At 60.0% G+C, this 15,425-nt stretch carries 25 protein-coding genes and 1 other RNA gene; 24 read left to right on the plus strand and 2 right to left on the minus strand.

All coding sequences use genetic code 11. The annotated features are described in order from the left end of the window. Nucleotides 1–11: 11 nt before the first annotated feature. The 20 genes from PF66_RS10975 (at nucleotide 12) to PF66_RS11060 (ending at nucleotide 9,428) form a co-directional block, all read left to right on the plus strand. On the plus strand, nucleotides 12–734 hold the full coding sequence (locus tag PF66_RS10975) for an AAA family ATPase (protein ID WP_054062690.1): 723 nt from the start codon (nucleotides 12–14) through the stop codon (nucleotides 732–734). Next, nucleotides 734–1,510 (plus strand): hypothetical protein, encoded by a 777-nt coding sequence (locus PF66_RS10980; protein ID WP_054062691.1) that lies wholly within the window; start codon nucleotides 734–736, stop codon nucleotides 1,508–1,510. Before PF66_RS10975 ends, PF66_RS10980 begins: the two co-directional genes overlap by 1 nt. Further along, nucleotides 1,507–1,884, plus strand: coding sequence for a hypothetical protein (locus PF66_RS31930; protein ID WP_081009831.1), 378 nt, complete (start codon nucleotides 1,507–1,509; stop codon nucleotides 1,882–1,884). The genes PF66_RS10980 and PF66_RS31930 overlap by 4 nt, the downstream gene beginning before the upstream one ends. Before the next feature lie 34 nt (nucleotides 1,885–1,918). After that, a complete protein-coding gene (locus PF66_RS10985) occupies nucleotides 1,919–2,353 on the plus strand; it encodes a hypothetical protein (protein WP_152973001.1) in 435 nt (144 codons plus the stop codon). Next, entirely contained in the window at nucleotides 2,353–2,847 is a 495-nt protein-coding gene (locus tag PF66_RS10990) for a hypothetical protein (RefSeq protein WP_054062693.1), read from the plus strand. Before PF66_RS10985 ends, PF66_RS10990 begins: the two co-directional genes overlap by 1 nt. Next, a complete protein-coding gene (locus tag PF66_RS10995) occupies nucleotides 2,840–3,316 on the plus strand; it encodes a hypothetical protein (protein WP_054062694.1) in 477 nt (158 codons plus the stop codon). Before PF66_RS10990 ends, PF66_RS10995 begins: the two co-directional genes overlap by 8 nt. Next, nucleotides 3,313–3,957 carry a DUF3164 family protein gene (locus PF66_RS11000; protein ID WP_054062695.1) on the plus strand — a complete coding sequence of 215 codons (645 nt, stop codon included), beginning with the start codon at nucleotides 3,313–3,315 and terminating at the stop codon, nucleotides 3,955–3,957. Before PF66_RS10995 ends, PF66_RS11000 begins: the two co-directional genes overlap by 4 nt. A 41-nt stretch (nucleotides 3,958–3,998) precedes the next feature. Continuing rightward, nucleotides 3,999–4,232 (plus strand): hypothetical protein, encoded by a 234-nt coding sequence (locus PF66_RS11005; protein ID WP_054062696.1) that lies wholly within the window; start codon nucleotides 3,999–4,001, stop codon nucleotides 4,230–4,232. After that, nucleotides 4,231–4,302, plus strand: an RNA gene (locus PF66_RS31935) — hammerhead ribozyme type II. Before PF66_RS11005 ends, PF66_RS31935 begins: the two co-directional genes overlap by 2 nt. 14 nt (nucleotides 4,303–4,316) lie before the next feature. After that, nucleotides 4,317–4,514, plus strand: coding sequence for a hypothetical protein (locus PF66_RS11010; RefSeq protein WP_054062697.1), 198 nt, complete (start codon nucleotides 4,317–4,319; stop codon nucleotides 4,512–4,514). A gap of 29 nt (nucleotides 4,515–4,543) precedes the next feature. Next, nucleotides 4,544–5,230, plus strand: a complete 687-nt coding sequence (locus PF66_RS11015) for a DUF7168 domain-containing protein (protein ID WP_054062698.1) — start codon at nucleotides 4,544–4,546, stop codon at nucleotides 5,228–5,230. Beyond that, the gene (locus PF66_RS11020; RefSeq protein ID WP_054062787.1) at nucleotides 5,230–5,631 is read left to right on the plus strand and encodes a gp16 family protein; all 402 of its coding nucleotides are present in this window, start codon (nucleotides 5,230–5,232) and stop codon (nucleotides 5,629–5,631) included. The genes PF66_RS11015 and PF66_RS11020 overlap by 1 nt, the downstream gene beginning before the upstream one ends. Next, nucleotides 5,628–6,080, plus strand: coding sequence for a Mor transcription activator family protein (locus PF66_RS11025; RefSeq protein ID WP_054062699.1), 453 nt, complete (start codon nucleotides 5,628–5,630; stop codon nucleotides 6,078–6,080). Before PF66_RS11020 ends, PF66_RS11025 begins: the two co-directional genes overlap by 4 nt. A gap of 421 nt (nucleotides 6,081–6,501) precedes the next feature. Next, nucleotides 6,502–6,804, plus strand: coding sequence for a putative holin (locus PF66_RS11030; protein ID WP_054062700.1), 303 nt, complete (start codon nucleotides 6,502–6,504; stop codon nucleotides 6,802–6,804). Nucleotides 6,805–6,806: 2 nt separating this feature from the next. Further along, complete coding sequence (locus PF66_RS11035) at nucleotides 6,807–7,445, plus strand: transglycosylase SLT domain-containing protein (RefSeq protein ID WP_054062701.1); 639 nt, start codon at nucleotides 6,807–6,809, stop codon at nucleotides 7,443–7,445. Continuing rightward, nucleotides 7,442–8,080 (plus strand): hypothetical protein, encoded by a 639-nt coding sequence (locus PF66_RS11040; RefSeq protein ID WP_054062702.1) that lies wholly within the window; start codon nucleotides 7,442–7,444, stop codon nucleotides 8,078–8,080. Before PF66_RS11035 ends, PF66_RS11040 begins: the two co-directional genes overlap by 4 nt. Before the next feature lies 1 nt (nucleotide 8,081). Further along, nucleotides 8,082–8,282 carry a TraR/DksA C4-type zinc finger protein gene (locus PF66_RS11045; RefSeq protein ID WP_054062703.1) on the plus strand — a complete coding sequence of 67 codons (201 nt, stop codon included), beginning with the start codon at nucleotides 8,082–8,084 and terminating at the stop codon, nucleotides 8,280–8,282. Further along, complete coding sequence (locus tag PF66_RS11050; RefSeq protein ID WP_054062704.1) at nucleotides 8,279–8,611, plus strand: hypothetical protein; 333 nt, start codon at nucleotides 8,279–8,281, stop codon at nucleotides 8,609–8,611. Before PF66_RS11045 ends, PF66_RS11050 begins: the two co-directional genes overlap by 4 nt. Continuing rightward, nucleotides 8,608–8,916 (plus strand): hypothetical protein, encoded by a 309-nt coding sequence (locus tag PF66_RS11055; RefSeq protein WP_054062705.1) that lies wholly within the window; start codon nucleotides 8,608–8,610, stop codon nucleotides 8,914–8,916. The genes PF66_RS11050 and PF66_RS11055 overlap by 4 nt, the downstream gene beginning before the upstream one ends. Further along, nucleotides 8,916–9,428 carry a DUF3486 family protein gene (locus PF66_RS11060; protein ID WP_054062706.1) on the plus strand — a complete coding sequence of 171 codons (513 nt, stop codon included), beginning with the start codon at nucleotides 8,916–8,918 and terminating at the stop codon, nucleotides 9,426–9,428. The genes PF66_RS11055 and PF66_RS11060 overlap by 1 nt, the downstream gene beginning before the upstream one ends. A 2-nt stretch (nucleotides 9,429–9,430) precedes the next feature. On the opposite strand, the gene PF66_RS11065 is transcribed toward PF66_RS11060, so the two are convergent. Then, nucleotides 9,431–9,898: a hypothetical protein gene (locus tag PF66_RS11065; RefSeq protein ID WP_054062707.1), complete on the minus strand. Its 468-nt coding sequence runs from the start codon at nucleotides 9,896–9,898 to the stop codon at nucleotides 9,431–9,433. A 56-nt stretch (nucleotides 9,899–9,954) separates the two neighbouring features. Here PF66_RS11065 and PF66_RS11070 point away from each other — a divergent pair, with 56 nt between their 5' ends. Further along, complete coding sequence (locus PF66_RS11070) at nucleotides 9,955–11,496, plus strand: hypothetical protein (RefSeq protein WP_054062708.1); 1,542 nt, start codon at nucleotides 9,955–9,957, stop codon at nucleotides 11,494–11,496. Beyond that, on the plus strand, nucleotides 11,496–13,058 hold the full coding sequence (locus PF66_RS11075) for a DUF935 domain-containing protein (RefSeq protein WP_054062709.1): 1,563 nt from the start codon (nucleotides 11,496–11,498) through the stop codon (nucleotides 13,056–13,058). The genes PF66_RS11070 and PF66_RS11075 overlap by 1 nt, the downstream gene beginning before the upstream one ends. Here PF66_RS11075 and PF66_RS11080 read toward each other — a convergent pair. Then, the gene (locus PF66_RS11080) at nucleotides 13,045–13,260 is read right to left on the minus strand and encodes a hypothetical protein (RefSeq protein ID WP_054062710.1); all 216 of its coding nucleotides are present in this window, start codon (nucleotides 13,258–13,260) and stop codon (nucleotides 13,045–13,047) included. The genes PF66_RS11075 and PF66_RS11080 overlap by 14 nt on opposite strands. A 43-nt stretch (nucleotides 13,261–13,303) precedes the next feature. Between PF66_RS11080 and PF66_RS11085 the strand changes: the two genes are divergently transcribed. Both PF66_RS11085 and PF66_RS11090 read left to right on the plus strand, forming a co-directional pair. After that, nucleotides 13,304–14,569: a PBECR2 nuclease fold domain-containing protein gene (locus tag PF66_RS11085; protein ID WP_054062711.1), complete on the plus strand. Its 1,266-nt coding sequence runs from the start codon at nucleotides 13,304–13,306 to the stop codon at nucleotides 14,567–14,569. A 24-nt stretch (nucleotides 14,570–14,593) separates the two neighbouring features. Beyond that, nucleotides 14,594–15,142, plus strand: a complete 549-nt coding sequence (locus tag PF66_RS11090; protein ID WP_054062712.1) for a phage virion morphogenesis protein — start codon at nucleotides 14,594–14,596, stop codon at nucleotides 15,140–15,142. The last annotated feature ends 283 nt before the right edge of the window (nucleotides 15,143–15,425 follow it).

Genomic DNA, 15,425 nt, shown 5'->3' on the forward strand with positions numbered 1-15,425 from the left:
GGAGAAGCACAGTGAGTGTAACCAAAATCGTTCCTTTGACAAATGTCGGTCTGCTTTCTGGGGCAATGGGGCGTGCACAAGCTCGCCCAACGGATTTGCCAGGAATAGTTGTTTTGTATGGCAAAACTGGTTACGGCAAGAGTGCCGCCGCCGCCTTTGCAGCAAATCAGCACCGCTGCTACTACGTGGAGTGCCGAGAGGTCTGGACCAAGAAAGCTTTCTTGGGGGCCGTCTTACGGGATATGAGTATTCTGCCCGGTCGCACTCTGTCGGACATGGTCGATCAGATCGCGGTTCAGCTTTCAACATCCCGGCGTCCGCTTATTGTGGATGACGTGCAGTATCTGCTGGACAAGGCCGCTGCAAACGTTCTTACGGATATTCACAACGCCAGCGATGGAACTCTCGTATTGATTGGTGAGGAGCGTGTTCCTGGGTCGTTGCAGAAGATGGAGCGTTTGCACAATCGAGTAATCGAGTGGGTTCCAGCTCAGCCTGCAACTATCGAGGACATTTGCCAGTTAGCCATTGAAACGTATCCCGATATGACGTTTGCCGAGGATCTATTAGAGGATTTAAGGATTGCAACAAAGGGTTGTCTGCGTCGAGTAGCAGCGAATCTGTACAAGGTACGGGGCGAGGCTGAGGCAATGATGATCGACACTGTGGATCTGGCAGCTTGGGGCAAGCGCTCTTGGTTTACTGGAGAGGCACCAGTTCGGAGGGCTCACTAATGGCCGGTAAACCTCAATTGGTCGCCAAGGGCACTAAAGAACCTCGTCAGCGCATTTGGGAGTCTATACGAATCCTCGCACCTGGGTTTTCATCAAATGACATTGCTCGGCGTAGCGGGCAACTGCCGACTGAAATCCGCAAATATCTCAAGCTCTTGGTTATGGCTGGAATTATTCAGCAGATTGAGCCTCGTTCAGGGCTGAGGGGCGCATGTGTCTATGAGCTACTAAAGGATGAGGGGGTAGATCATCCCAGGCTGGATAACAAAGGGCAGCGCACATATTCCCACCTCATTACTGAGAACATTTGGCGCACTCTCCGTATTCTCAAGGGGGAACTTTCAGTTGCAACCGTGACTGAGGCGGCAACTGCGGGTGGTGTAACCATGACCATGATTGTAGTGCGCCAGTACCTGAATGCCCTTGCCGAAGCAGGATATTTGGTCAAACGCAAGGGAGACAAGAACGGCGATCTCTTTCGCCTCCTTGTTGAGAAGTACACGGGCCCGCGCCCACCGGAGATTCGGCGGTTGGACTCTCTTCAAGTTTATGACCCGAACGTAAGCAAATTGGTTTATGCCAAAACCACAGGATCAATAGCAGGTGATCGTAGCCTGGTTGAACCAGGCGTTGCGCTGCTGAGAACGCGTGACCTGCTAGGCGAATGGTTGGCGCTGACTGAGGGAGGCAAGGAAACGGTCAAACCTTCTTCTGACCTGGTGCAGCGTACTCAGTTGGAGCTGGCGTCCACTGGGGAGTCTGGAGGCCTGCAATGAAACGGGCCGTGAACTTATCGAACTGGGGTGATGAGCCGCCGCTCTTCGTGCGGCTCCTAGCCAAAGAAGTAACGGCCACAAGTCGAACAGCCGCCGGGGCTCGCATCAGTATGAGCCGGTCGGCAGTGAGCCTTGTGCTGGAAAACAAATACCCAAGCCCAAGCACTGCCCGTGTTGAAAAGCGCGTGATGGACGTTCTTGGCCGCATTGAGTGTGTCGCCACTGGCGACACCCTGACGGTCGAGCAATGCCAGGGGTTCTACCAACGCCAGGCACCGACTCACAACCCACAGGCAATGCAACATTGGCGAACCTGCCAGCAGTGCCCGTTTAATCCGAACTGTGGAGGTAAGAGCAATGCAACAGTGCACTAAGCCAACTACTCAGATCCACCTGAAAGGCCCCGGCATGATTCAGTTGGTGTTCGCCGGTCAGTGTGTCGGGTTTGCGGTGTCCTACCGCTCAGCAGGTTATGCGGCTGATCAGTTGGATCATCTTTTTTCGATGCCTCTAGTTCTCAGTATAAAGTCTGGCTTCGATGCGACAGCGGAAGTTTCATTCGGTTCAATGGGCTCAGAAAAATGTGTCATTTCTGGTCAGTGCCCGGTGGCGGAACTTTGGGTGGTCGAGGCGAAGGACGGCACGCCAATCCGCTTTTTCACGTCGGAGAAAGTCGCGAGTTGGTTCCGGGATGCGGTTGAAACCTACGACGAAATGCGGCCCTCGACTGATGACGGTGGCGAGTGGTCGGCCGCTCAAATCGACTGGTTCCGCAATCATCCGGCGCCTATGGCGTCGGCCTGTGGCGGCTCGCTGACCGTTCGAAAGCTGGAGGTGCACTGATGCGCACTCGTTGCCCCAACTGCGGCGTGACGCTTTCGCTCGACGCGCTGATAGCACACGACGGCGCCCGTGAGGCGCTGGGAGTTGCGTTCAAGTTGTCCGGCTCCCTCGGTCATGCCCTGGTGCGCTACCTGGGCCTGTTCCGGCCGGAAACCCGCGAGTTGACCATGGATCGCGTGGCAAAGCTGCTGAGTGAGTTGCTGCCTGATTTGCAGTCCCAGCGTATCGAGCGCAACGGCCAGGTATTCGAGGCTCCCCATGAGTGCTGGGCCTGGGCGATTGACCAGACGCTGGCCGCACGTGAAGCCGGTCGCCTCGCAACGCCGCTAAAGGGCCATGGCTGGTTGTATCAAGTCATGAGCCAGTACCAGCCACAGGCCAGCGCCGTAGCGCCGGTTTTGGCACCGGAGCGTCAGCAGCCCCGCCTTGCTCAGCGTCCGCAGAGCGCGACAGCTACAGCCCTGGCCGCCCTTGAGGAGCGAATGAATGGCTGAGAAGTGGTTCGTGCGCGCAATCGGCACGGGGCTTCAGGGGCTAGTCACTCTGCGCCTGGACGGTGCTCCCGCCGCTGACGCGGTGGCTCTGACGCTTGATGTTTGGCTGATCGCGCTCACGAAAAATCGTCAATGGGATGAAGAGCAGGACGCCGAGCGTATCAAGGCGACCTTCGAATCACTGTTTGCGGGCTGCGAAACCTGGCCGTCACCCGCCCGGTTCCTGCGTGATTTGAAGCCTCGCAAGTTGCCGGTGGCGTTGCCGAAGCCAGAGCGAAGCACTGAGCAGTTAAAGAGCGGCAATGCGGCGCTGGACAACATTGTCGCGACGCTCAAGGGACGGGCCGGCACTCAGACCGCATTGAAGACAAACAAACAGTTCGAATATTCCCGGCAGCGCTCGCAGCAAGCCACTGCTGCGGAACTGAACAAACGGGATTCTCAATTTATGGAGCAACAAGACAAATGAGCAACGTTCCTGAAGGGTTCATGAAGGATGCCAAAGGCCACCTCGTCCCACTGGAGTTGGTTAAGCCAATCGACCTGGCTCGCGACGAGCTGGTAAACGAGTTGGTGAAGAAGGCGCAGGCAGTATCCAACACGCTGGCTGCGTTCAAGGTTGATGCTTTCGGCGACATCAAGGCTTTCGTCGATATGTCTGCCGAGATGTACGGCGTCAAGCTGGGCGGCAAAAAAGGCAACACAACGCTGATGTCGTTCGACGGGCGTTTCAAGGTTGTGCAAGCCGCTCAGGACAGCATCCGCTTTGACGAGCGCCTGCAAGCCGCGCGTGCGCTGATCGATGAGTGCCTGACCGAGTGGACGCAGGACGCTCGCACCGAAGTGCGCGCCATCGTCAACGAGGCGTTCCGGGCCGACAAGCAAGGCGAAATCAGCACCGGTCGAGTCCTGGCCCTGCGCCGTATGGATATCACCGATCCACGCTGGCAGCGCGCCATGGAGGCTATCGGAGACGCCGTTCAGGTCGTGGGCTCAAAGAGCTACATCCGCGTGTACCAGCGCCTCGGCGGCTCGGAGCAGTACGTGCCGATCCCGCTGGACATTGCGAGTGTCTTCCTTGCCGACCGGGCCCCATCGACCCTGCATTGATCTCTATTGCAACCAATTCCCGAATTTAAAGAGTAGTTCACATGGCTAAGTTCCAAATCACCGTAGATGACACCGAAGGCTCAGTTTCAATCAGCATCGACAACCAGAGCGATCTGCACAGCAGCGCGGCCGGCCGGGTGGTCGACGCCATGGTCAATGGCGCAAAGCTGCTGGGGCGCATTGCTCTCCCTATCTGCTCGCCCGTGCATGGCTGTGACTGCGAGGTCTGCGCAGCGACCCGAGAGCTGTTGCAGACCAAACCCACCATCCACTAAGCGAAACCGCCCCGGCCTGGCCGGGGTGGTCTGCCCGCCGTGGTGGCCGGGTACTGACGAGCAGCCAAACAGATGGAGACGACGATGATCGAGCAGAGAGAGCCGCTACGGCGCGCAGTAAACGATGAGGATCAGATGAATTTGCCCGAGGGCAAGACCTGCGGCGACTGCGTGCACTGCCGCCGCTGCACGCTGATGTTTGGTCACATCCCCGCCGATGAGTCGTGTGACTGGAGCCCTTCGCGCTTTCGTGAAGCGGTGCCAACTACCACCATCCACTAAGCAAACGGCAACACGCGATAGGAAATCACATGGACCGTAACAAGGCCCTGGACAAGATCAAGAAATGCCTGCGGCTGGCGACCAGTGCCAATGCTCATGAGGCTGCGGCCGCGATGCGCCAGGCTCAGGCACTGATGCAGCAATACGGCATCGGCCAGGCCGATGTGAACATGGCGGATGTGGCCGAATGCACCGCAGTCGCCGGTTCGAAGCGGACCCCGGCGAAGTGGGAGGCGCAACTGGCCCATACAGTGGGGAAAGCCTACGCCTGCAAGATGATCTTCGCTGCCGGGATTGGCCGCTGGAACTTCATCGGTGAGATGGCCGAGGTGGCCGGGTACACAATGACCGTGCTGCTGCGCCAGGTGCGCCAGGCGCGCCGCGACTTCTCGCTGACTCGGCTCAAGAACTGCAAGTTGGCGACCAAAGTGCGGCGCGCCGATGTGTTCTGTGAGGCGTGGGTACACGCGGTGAATGAGCAGGTCGCGGCGTTCGCGGGCGGCACGCTGTCCCCGGCTGTCGAGCAATACTTGGCTCATCACTATCCCGACCTGGTGCAGCAGAAACCACGGGATCGGAACGTCACGAACCGCCACAAGGCCGGAGTGCGGGCTATCGGCGATGCACTCCACGGCGTGTTAGCCGCGGCTGATGTGCGCCTGAGCCATGGCATGACCACTGCGGCGCCGCTGGCGTTGGCGCAGGTGGCGTCATGATGAACCGGCGCAATCAGCAGCTCAGCAAGATCCACATCGCGAAGAAAGAACTGTCGCTCGATGACGAGACATACCGCGCCTTGCTGAGCCGGGTGACGGGCAAGTCGTCGGCAAAGGACTTGAGCCCAACGCAGATCGCGGCCGTGCTGGCCGAGTTTGAGCGGCTTGGCTGGCAGCAGAAGAAAGGCCGGGCCAAGCCAAAGCCTACGGCGGATCGGGCCAAGCTGGTCGGCAAGATCGAGGCCCAGTTAGCGGAAGCCGGCCGGCCGTGGGAGTACGGCGACGGCATGGCAAAACGGATGTATCAGGTAGAACGGCTGGAGTGGCTTGACTCCGTGCAACTGCGGGGAGTCGTCACCGCTCTAGCCAAGGACGCACAACGAAACGGGAGACGACAATGAGCAATGGAGAGTTGTTTGAGAGTGGGGAGGTGGACAAGTTAGACCCCGACAAAGTGCTGGCCCACATGAGCGATGCGGTGGTGCTGGCACGGTGGGAAGGGACACTAACGGAGATGGCCGGTATTGCCGAGAACAAGTTGCGGCAGGTGCTGCCGGACAAGCTTGATGAGGCGCCAAATATCGCGCGTGCTGTTGTGTACGCGATATGCGAAACGATGGGGGGATCTGTTGTTTACATCCCTCGCGGCGAAGTACTACGCCGGGCATTGCGAGACGCGGAGATCTTCCAGGCCTGGCGCGAGAAGAACATTCGGCCTGACAAGCTGGCCCGTGAGTTTAATCTGTCCAGCCAGGCTATTTATGAGATTATCTCCCGCCAGCGCGTGTTGCACCGGCAGCAAGAACCCGACCTATTCGGGTACGACGATACGCCAAAGCGGTTGCACTAGCCGCCACCACAATAAGCCCAGCACTGCTGGGCTTTTTGCTTAAAGCGTCAGGAAATACAGCACCCGCGCAATGCGGGCGAATCTAGCCAGGTCCATTCAAACCGGCAGATTCGAACATGTTTGAGCACGAACCTCTTTCAGCGGAATGCGCACAGCGCGTCATTGACGAGCGCTGCGAGAAAGTGCGCCAAAAGATGATCGATGAATGCCCGCGCGAATGGCGAACCTATGTCATCTCGCGGGTTGCTGCACATCGCCGGCAAGTTGCCCAGGAAGCCAGCCAAGGTGGTTGGCGTTACAGGGCAGTGGCAGCCCCTTCCTCACCGCGTCACATCGGCCGTGGCAGTCCAGTCGTAGCCGCAAGCGCTATCGCAGATATCCGCGCCTCACTCAAACCCAACCCAAACAAGGAGGCTCATTCATGAGCAGCTTCCGCACTCGCCTGCGCGGTCATCGCCCGAGGGCACCACGACTGACCAACTGGGCGTTGATCACCGTCGCCCTGCTGATCGCGCTGTACCTCATCGCACCAACCAAGATTGCCGTCGTTCTCTACAAGGCAGTGCTCGTCACTGGCGGTGGCGTCCTCGGCTACTGGATCGACCGAGCCCTGTTCCCGTATGCACGCCCGGACAAGGTTCGGCTGTCGCATCAGCCATGGGCAGGCGTCCGCCGAGCCCTGATCGTACTGGCCTGTATCATCGGCCTGACTCTGGGGCTCTGACCATGATACGAGCCCGTCTTTCTGGTCTGATCCTGCTTGTGGCCCTGCCTCTGGCAGCGATCCTCAACAACGTGCCCTCGGCCTATGCCGACGTGCCGGCCGAGGCACAGCAGTACCGCCGCGAGCTGGTCCGCATTGCCCAGGCCGAATGGGGGCTCGATGCCCCTGTTGCAGCCTTCGCAGCGCAGGTGCATCAGGAGTCGCGTTGGCGGTTCAATGCAAAATCCCCTGTCGGTGCGCAAGGCTTGGGCCAGGTGATGCCCTCGACCGCCGTGTGGCTCGCGGAGCTGTTCCCCGACACCTTGGGCAACGTCGAGCCATACAACCCCACCTGGTCGCTCATGGCCCTGGTCAGCTATGACCGCTGGCTTGCTGACCGCATCAAGGGCCGCAACGCCTGCGAGCAATTCGCCATGGTGCTGTCCTCCTACAACGGCGGCCTTGGCTGGCTGATCCGTGACCGAAAACTTGCATCGGCAAAGGGCGCCGATCCGCTGGTCTGGTTCGGATCAATCGAGCGGTTCAACGCGGGCCGCTCGCTCGCAGCCTTTCGTGAAAACCGAGGCTATCCACGCCTGATCCTCAAGACCTTCGAAGCCCAATACATCGCGGCCGGCTGGGGCCAAGGGGTGTGCCTATGAGCAGCATCAAACCTTTGCTCATCTGGTTGCTGGTTGTCGCTGCTGCTGTTGGAGGCCTGGCCCTGACACACCACGACGGCTATGAGCAGGGTTTCGCCTTGGCGAAAGCTCAGGGCGATGCGGCACTGAGCAAGCAGGCCAGCGATCACGCGACAGAGCTGCGCAGCAATGCTGAGTCCAGCGCTGCCGAGCTGAAGAAGGCCGCAGACGAACTGATCGCCGAGCAGGCCCGAGGCACCCAGTTGGCTGCTGACCTCGTCGCAAAACGGGACGAACTGCGTGCCGTCACAGACAAACTCAACGGAGATATTCAACGTGTCACAACACTCTATCGCCGCGCGCTCGATGCGCAGCCTGAGCCGCTACCTCCTGCTGTCTTCACTGCTGGCTTTGTCCGCGTGTGGAACGGCGCCCTCTTCAGCACCGCAGCCCCAGTTGCAGTGCCTTCCACCGGCTCAGCCACCGGCCGAGCTGATGCGGCCGGTGCAGGACCCGGAGCCGCTGACGACCTAATCGCGGGCGTGACCCGCGCTGACCTGCTGGCTAACCACGTACGCAACAGCGAGGGCTATGCCGCGTGCCGTGCCCAGCTCAAGAAACTGATCGAATGGAATACCAAAAATGGAAGTAACTGACATGGCAACCGAAGCGGAAGAGGCCTTTCGCGAGCAGGCGCTAGCCGCGCAGCTCGCGCTCGGGGGCAGCTTTCAAGGGGTGTCGGCAACCCACTGCGAACACTGCGGCGAAGCGATTCCCGAAGGCCGTCGACTGGCGCTGCCAGGTGTAGCGCTTTGCGTGCCGTGCAAGGAGCACGTAACGCGGATGGGTGGCCGATGAGCACTGTAGAACTGCCGGTCTGGCAGTTGATCAGCATCGGCGTCGGCCTGGTCGGCGCGCTCATGGCCCTGCTCAAGCTGCTGGTCGCCGCTATCGAGCGCCGCCTCGACCAGCGCTTTGCGCTCATGGATGGCCGCTTTGAGGAGCTTGCAAAGGACTCCGACCGGCTGCGCCAAGTGGAGCTTGGCTTGGAAAAGCTGCGCGGGGAGATGCCCCTGCACTACGTGCGCCGCGAGGACTTCGTGCGCAATCAAACCATCATTGAGGCCAAGCTTGATTCGTTGGCTCTCAAGCTTGAAAACGTGCAGCTCCGGGGAGCCCGCCAATGAATATCGATCCCGCAAAAGTGCGCCGCGAGGCGCTGCGCTGGTACATCTTGCGCACTCTCGACACAAGCCGCCCTGTCGACCCGCATGAGGCAGTAGTGCTCTCGACGGTTCAGGGCATCTATCCCGACGCCACTGCGTTGGAGCTGCGCCGTGAGCTGGACTACCTGGCCGACCGCTCCCTGGTCACGGTCGTTAAGTCCCCGTCCGGCCAGTGGGTTGCGGGCCTCACCGCGCTCGGCGTCGACGTCGCCGAATACACCGTGGAGTGCCACGCAGGTATCGCTCGACCTGAGAAGTACTGGTAATGCCGCCGCGTAGCAAGGTCGCCGCCCTGCCTGCCGAGGTGAAAGCCTGGCTTGATCAGTCGCTGGTCGAATCGAACTTCAGTGGCTACGAGCTGCTGTCTGCCGAGCTTGAGTCGCGTGGCTACTCAATCGGCAAGAGCGCGCTGCATCGGTACGGGAGCGAGTTCGAGGACAAGCTTGCCGCACTGCGAATGTCCAGCGAGCAGGCCAAGGCGGTGGTTCAGGCTGCCCCGGATGATGAGGGCGCGGTCAACGAGGCGTTGATGCGCCTGGTGCAAGAACGCCTCTTCAAGTTGCTGATGACCTCGGGCGGCAAGATTGATCTGCCCAAGGTTGCCAAGGTCGTTGCCGAACTGGGTCGAGCGTCTGTCGTGCAGGCGAAATGGAAAGCCGAGGTACGGGCCAAGGTCGAGGACGCGGCGAATCAGGTCGAGAAGATCGCTAAGAAAGGTGGCCTCAGTGCCAAGACAGTGGAAGAAATTCGCCGAGAGATCTTGGGGGTTGCCTCGTGAGCCTACCAGAGCTGTGTACGATTCCGGACCGTGATTTGAGGTCTGGGCGCCGTACTAATCGAGCTACGGCATTTAGGGCAGGTTTTTACGCGGGCGCCCTGAAGGGTGACGGCTACACTTGCGGTCTCCAGGCAGCTAGTGCAGAAAAGCTGGGGAGATTCCGCATCGGCTTCGCCGTTCAGAATGTATGCAGAAACCCCTGTCTGGAAGTTTTTAAGAGTGTACTGAGCCATAACGTCTTTGGACTGATTCGCTTGCTCCCTTTCGGACTCAAGCGCTTGAATCCGCTTGACCAACTCCATCTGGTTCAGCTGTGCCTCCAGCAGCTTTTGTTGAAGGTCCATCAGGCTGTTGTTCAGCTCATAAACGCGCTCGCGGATAATTCCTTCGTCGCGAATCGTGAGCAACGACTGGCCGATTTCCTTCATCGCCTTTGCGCTTTCCACTGCACCTGCAAACCAGTCAATCATTTAGCACCTCTGCGACACATTGATGATGGCAATAGACTAGCATCCTGGAGGCGCGCATGAGCAGTCTGTCAATGTTGAGTGCTGCCGGGGTCGCTGCTCCGTCTGTCCTTCTGGAGTATCAAAAGGATTGGGTCAACATTCGCGCTCCCCTCAAGGTCGCCGAGAAGTCGCGCCGGATCGGTCTGACCTGGGCAGAGGCTGCCGACAACGTGCTTGTGGCTGCCGCAGAGAAAAAGGCCGGTGGCCAGACGGTCTACTACTTGGGCTACAACCAAGACATGACGGTCGAATACATCCAGGCCTGCGCAATGTGGTCGCGCGCCTTCAACTACGCGGCGGGCGAAATCGAAGAAGGCATTTGGCCCGATGAAGATCCAGACAAGCACATTAAGACCTTCACCATCTCATTCCCCAGTGGGCACCGCATTGTCGCGCTGACCAGCCGCCCGAGTAACTTGCGTGGTCGGCAGGGCGTGGTGGTGATCGATGAGGCCGCTTTCCATCAAGACCTTGCCGAGCTGCTGAAGGCGGCACTTGCGCTCTTGATCTGGGGTGGTGAGGTGCACGTGATCAGCACGCACGACGGCACCGAAAACGCATTCAACGAGCTTATCGAAGACATACGGGCAGGCAAGCGTAAGGGTGTGGTGTTCCGGTGCACCTTCCGTGAGGCCGTCGAAGATGGCCTGTATGACCGGGTGTGCATGCGCAAAGGCATTCCGTTCGTTGAGGCGGAGCGTGATGCCTGGGTGCAGGACGTTTACGACTTCTATGGCGAAGCGGCCAATGAGGAACTTGATTGCATCCCGAGTCAGGGGGGCGGTGCCTACCTGTCGATGGCCCTGGTCGAGAGCCGCACAAGTCGCGAATCGCCCGTGCTGCGCCTCAAGTATCCGCAGGGATACGAAACAAAGCCCGAGAGCGTGCGCATGGCTGAGTCGTTGGAGTGGTGCGAGCGCGAGTTGCTGCCGCTGCTGAAGGCCATGCCGACCGACGTGCAGAGCTTCTATGGGATGGACTTCGCCCGCTCTGGCGACCTGTCAGTCCTGTGGCCGCTGCTCAAGGAGCAGAACCTGCGCAAGCGCACGCCGTTCGTGCTGGAGATGCGGAACGTGCCGTTCAAGCAGCAAGAGCAGATCCTGTTCTACCTGGTCGAACATCTACCGAACTTTCTCAAGGGTGCGCATGACGCCCGAGGCAACGGCCAGCAGATCGCCGAGTCTGCCGCCGTGAAATTCGGGTTCAACCGCATCGAGCAGGTGATGCTTACTGAAGGCTGGTATCGGGACAACATGCCGCCCTTCAAGGCCGCACTAGAGGACGACACCCTCTATGGCATCCCCGCAGACAAGGACGTTACCGGGGACGTCCGCGCTTTCCGTGTGGTGAAAGGCGTTGCTCGTATCCCCGAACAGCGCACAACGGAAAAGGGTGGCGATAAGCGCCACGGGGACGCAGGCGTGGCCCTGGTCCTCGCTGACTTCGCCAGCCGGCAGGAAATTGAGATTTTCGAATATCACCGCGTTATGCCCACGGCCCAGCATGATCGACAGGTCAAGCAGGGTGCGGGCTGGCGTTCAGGAAAAGGCATCTGGTAATGGCACGCTCACCAATCGTGGATCAATACGGCCGAGCCATCGAATACGATCAGCTCAGCGAGGACGTGGCTGCGCCACGTGTAACCGGCGTGCGCCATGTCTGGCATCCCTCTGTCGCGGGTGGACTCACTCCAGAGCGGCTTGCAGGCTTGCTGCAAGCCGCCGCCGAAGGTGACGCCCGCGACTACCTGACCCTTGCGGAAGAGATGGAGGAGCGAGACCTGCACTACGCCTCGGTGCTCGGCACGCGCAAGCTTGCCCTTGCAGGGCTCAATATCCGTATTGAGGCCGCGACGGATGATGCTGAAGACATTCGCCGGGCCGACATTCTGCGCGAGGTGGTTGAGTCGGCAGAGTTCGGTGAGATGCAGACAGACCTAACAGATGCTCTGAGCAAAGGGTACGCGGTGGTCGAAGTCATCTGGGATCGAAGCGGCAAGACGTGGACGCCGGAGCGCTTCGAACTGCGCGACCCTCGGTTCTTTCAGTTCGACCGGGAAACCGGTCAAGAGCTGCGCCTGCTCGATGAGGCGGACATGCTCAATGGCATCGCGCTGGCTCCCTACAAGTTCATTGTGCATCGTCCGAGGCTGCGCGCAGGCCTGCCGATCCGTGGTGGTTTGGCACGCCTGGCGGCGGTCGGCTACATGTGCAAGGCCTGGGTCTGGAAAGACTGGATGGGCTTCGCTGATATCTACGGCATTCCGATGCGTGTCGGTCGCTATGGGCCGAGCGCAAGCAAGGAAGACATTGGTGTTTTGATGTCTGCCGTGGCGAACCTCGGCAGCGACGCGGCTGCCGTTATCCCCGACTCGATGCGCATCGACTTCACGCAGGCTGCGAACGTCAATGGTGCGGGCGAGTTCTTTAAGGGGCTGGCTGAGTGGTGGGACAAGCAAATGTCCAAAGCCATCGTCGGGCAGACCATGAGTGCCGACGACGGTGCCAGCCTGGCTCAAGCCAAGGTGCACAACGAAGTACGCCTGGATCTGCTGGAGGCCGACGCCAAGGCTGAGTCGAACACACTCAACCGGATGTTCGTGCGGCCTTTCTGCGACCTGAATTTTGCACCTGGTCGACGCTATCCGAAGTTGATCATTGATGTGCCGAAGCCCGAAAACCTTGAGCTGCTGATCAAGGCCGTACAGGCGTTCGTGCCATTCGGGTTGCGGGTCGAGCAGTCGGTTATCCGCGACAAGTTCGGTCTGCCTGAGCCGGCCGAGGGTGCCGAGATTCTTGGCGCGCCGTCGCAGGTTGCGGCTGACGCCCCGGTAGCTACAGCGCTCAACCGCGAGCGACAAGCGGCACCGGTCCCGGCTGCCGTGCCGGATGTAGTGGACAGCCAGGTCGAGACGTTGGAGGCGGCTGCTGCCGCGCCCATGGATGACATGGTGGATGCAATAAAGGAGCTGTTGGATTCGGTGTCCAGCCTTGAAGAGTTTCGCGACCGACTGATTGATGCGTACCCCGCCATGAGCGCCGACCAGCTCGCCAATGCAATGGCTGACGGGATGATGGCCGCGAGCCTGGCCGGTCGCTACGACGTGCTCAGGGGGCTTTGATCGCCATGAGCACGATGCGCACCATTTCTAGAAGGTGCTTATCGTAAACGCTTTCCATCTTCGCGAGAGTGCCCTCTACCTTTGCTATGTAGCTGGCTCTGTTGAATCCAGGCTCCGAAGTGGCAGCCGTGGCAAGGGCAGTAAAGAGGCCGATTACCTGTGTGTCGCGAGCAACTTTTTCCATATCACCAGTGATGTTCACTTAATGCCCTCCATGAGGCGTTACCAAATGAGTAGATGCAGCAATGGCAGTATCTCACGGCTCATTGCCGTTTAAAGAACAGATCGACTACTTCAGGGGCAAGACCAATCTGCCCTCCCGCGCCTGGACAGACACGTATGCCGCCGAGCATGACTGGGCTTTCGTCGTGGCCGGGGCAACCAAGCGCGATCTGCTGTCCGACATGCGCGGTGCAGTAGAGAAGGCAATCACGACGGGCCGCACCCTGGAACAGTTCAGAACGGACTTCGACAGGATCGTTGCCCAGCATGGCTGGGAGCACAACGGCGGCAGAGCCTGGCGGTCGCGCACCATCTTCGAAACGAACCTGCGGCAGTCCTACAACGCCGGCCGAGAAACGCAGATGGCTGACCCTGAGCTGCGGAAGACTCGGCCCTATGGGCTCTATCGTCACGGTGATAGCTCACATCCGCGTCCTCAGCACCTGGCGTGGAATGGCACAGTGCTCCCGCTCGATGACGCTTGGTGGTCGACGCACAGCCCGCAGAATGGATGGGGGTGCAAGTGCAAAAAGTTCATGTTGAGCGAACGGGACGTTGAGCGCATGGGGCTCAAAGTTGGTCCGGTGCCTGTGGTCGAGTATGAGACCCGCGTCATCGGCGTCAACAGTCCCAACGGTTCACGTACCGTACGCGTGCCACTGGGCATCGACCCTGGCTTTGAGCATGCCCCAGGTCAGTCGCGGTTGTCCTCGGCCGTGCCGATGTCGCGAGTCCATGACCCACTCCCCGAGCCTGGCCGTGCCAGTCCGGTGCCGAGCGCCGGGCTGCCAAACCGCCGCCCGCCAGGTCCGCTGCCAACGCCTCGTCCGGCTGCTGCCAGCCGCGTCATGCCCGAAGGGCTGGCAGATGACGAGTATGTCGACCGGTTCCTGGGAGAGTTTGGTGCCACTGCGGACAGTCCTGCTGTGTTCCGTGACAAGGCTGGCGACAGCGTGGTTGTCGGCCGTGACATGTTCGACGGTGCCAAATCCGTTGCGTCAAAGGTCAAACCGCGTGAGCTGTTGTTGCTGGCTGACGCGTTGAAAGAGCCGGACGAGGTGTGGGCAAGGCTGGAGTGGCAGCGCGAGCGGAACAAGGCTGTAGTGCGCCGCCGCTACATTCGCCGCTTCAAACTGGATGGTGACGCGGTGCCCGCACTGGCGGTATTTGAGGTGGGGAGCGACGGCTGGAGCGGTGTCACCACGCTTGCGCCGGCTGCCATTGATTCCGACTACCTGGAACAACTTCGCATCGGCGTGCGGCTCTATCGTCGCTCGGGCCGCGAGTGATCAGTACGTATAAAGGAGGCATTCGTGGCAGGGGCAGTGCTTGATGTAACCATTGATGCGTCGGTTGCCGGGCGCGGGCTGGAGCTGCTGATTGAGCGCCTCGGCTCGTTGAGGGTGCCGCTCAACGACATTGGCGAGTATCTGCACATGTCCGTTGATGGGCGCGCCCGCCGCCAAGTCGGGCCAGACGGATCGCCGTGGGCGCCACTATCGCCGCGTACCCTGGCAAGGAAGAGAGGTAACAAGATCCTTCGCGAGTCTGGCGCGCTGCTCGATACGCTCCGTCACCAAGTCAGTAACGACGAACTGCAGTTCGGCACGGACCGCCCCTACGGCGCCATCCACCAGTTCGGCGGCAAGGTCAATCACGCTGCCAGGTCGCAGCAGGTTTACTTCAGGGAGAGAGGTGGCGTGGTCGGCAACCGCTTTGTGAGAAAAAGTCAGTCGAACTTCGCTCAGTGGGTCACGCACGGGGCGCGGTCGGTTGATATGCCAGCTCGACCCTACCTCGGATTGTCGAGCGAGGACGAGGCAGAGATTGTGGAGATCGTTGGCGCCTATCTGAGGGGGTAAACGGGCCTCCTGAAAACGCGCCCGTTTGAGCGCGTTGTAGGGCCTAGCCGGTGCATCCGGTTGGAAACCGAATCGAAGCACCGTTAGACCACCGTTAGATTTTGTTTCAGCCCCATTGCCGAGCCATAACCGGCGTTGAGATTCTTCGAAAGGCTGGAAAACCTCAAAAAGTGACCCGCTCGCTGATCGAAGCGAGGTAGCATTCCCGGCTCTCAATTAGCCCCCCCTCAGCCTGCATATTCTTGCGTCGGGCTTAAAAACACTCTCTCCCTCATGCCGCCGA

It is taken from the genome of Pseudomonas asplenii, from assembly GCF_001293465.1.
GTDB classification, from domain to species: Bacteria; Pseudomonadota; Gammaproteobacteria; order Pseudomonadales; family Pseudomonadaceae; genus Aquipseudomonas; species Aquipseudomonas fuscovaginae_B.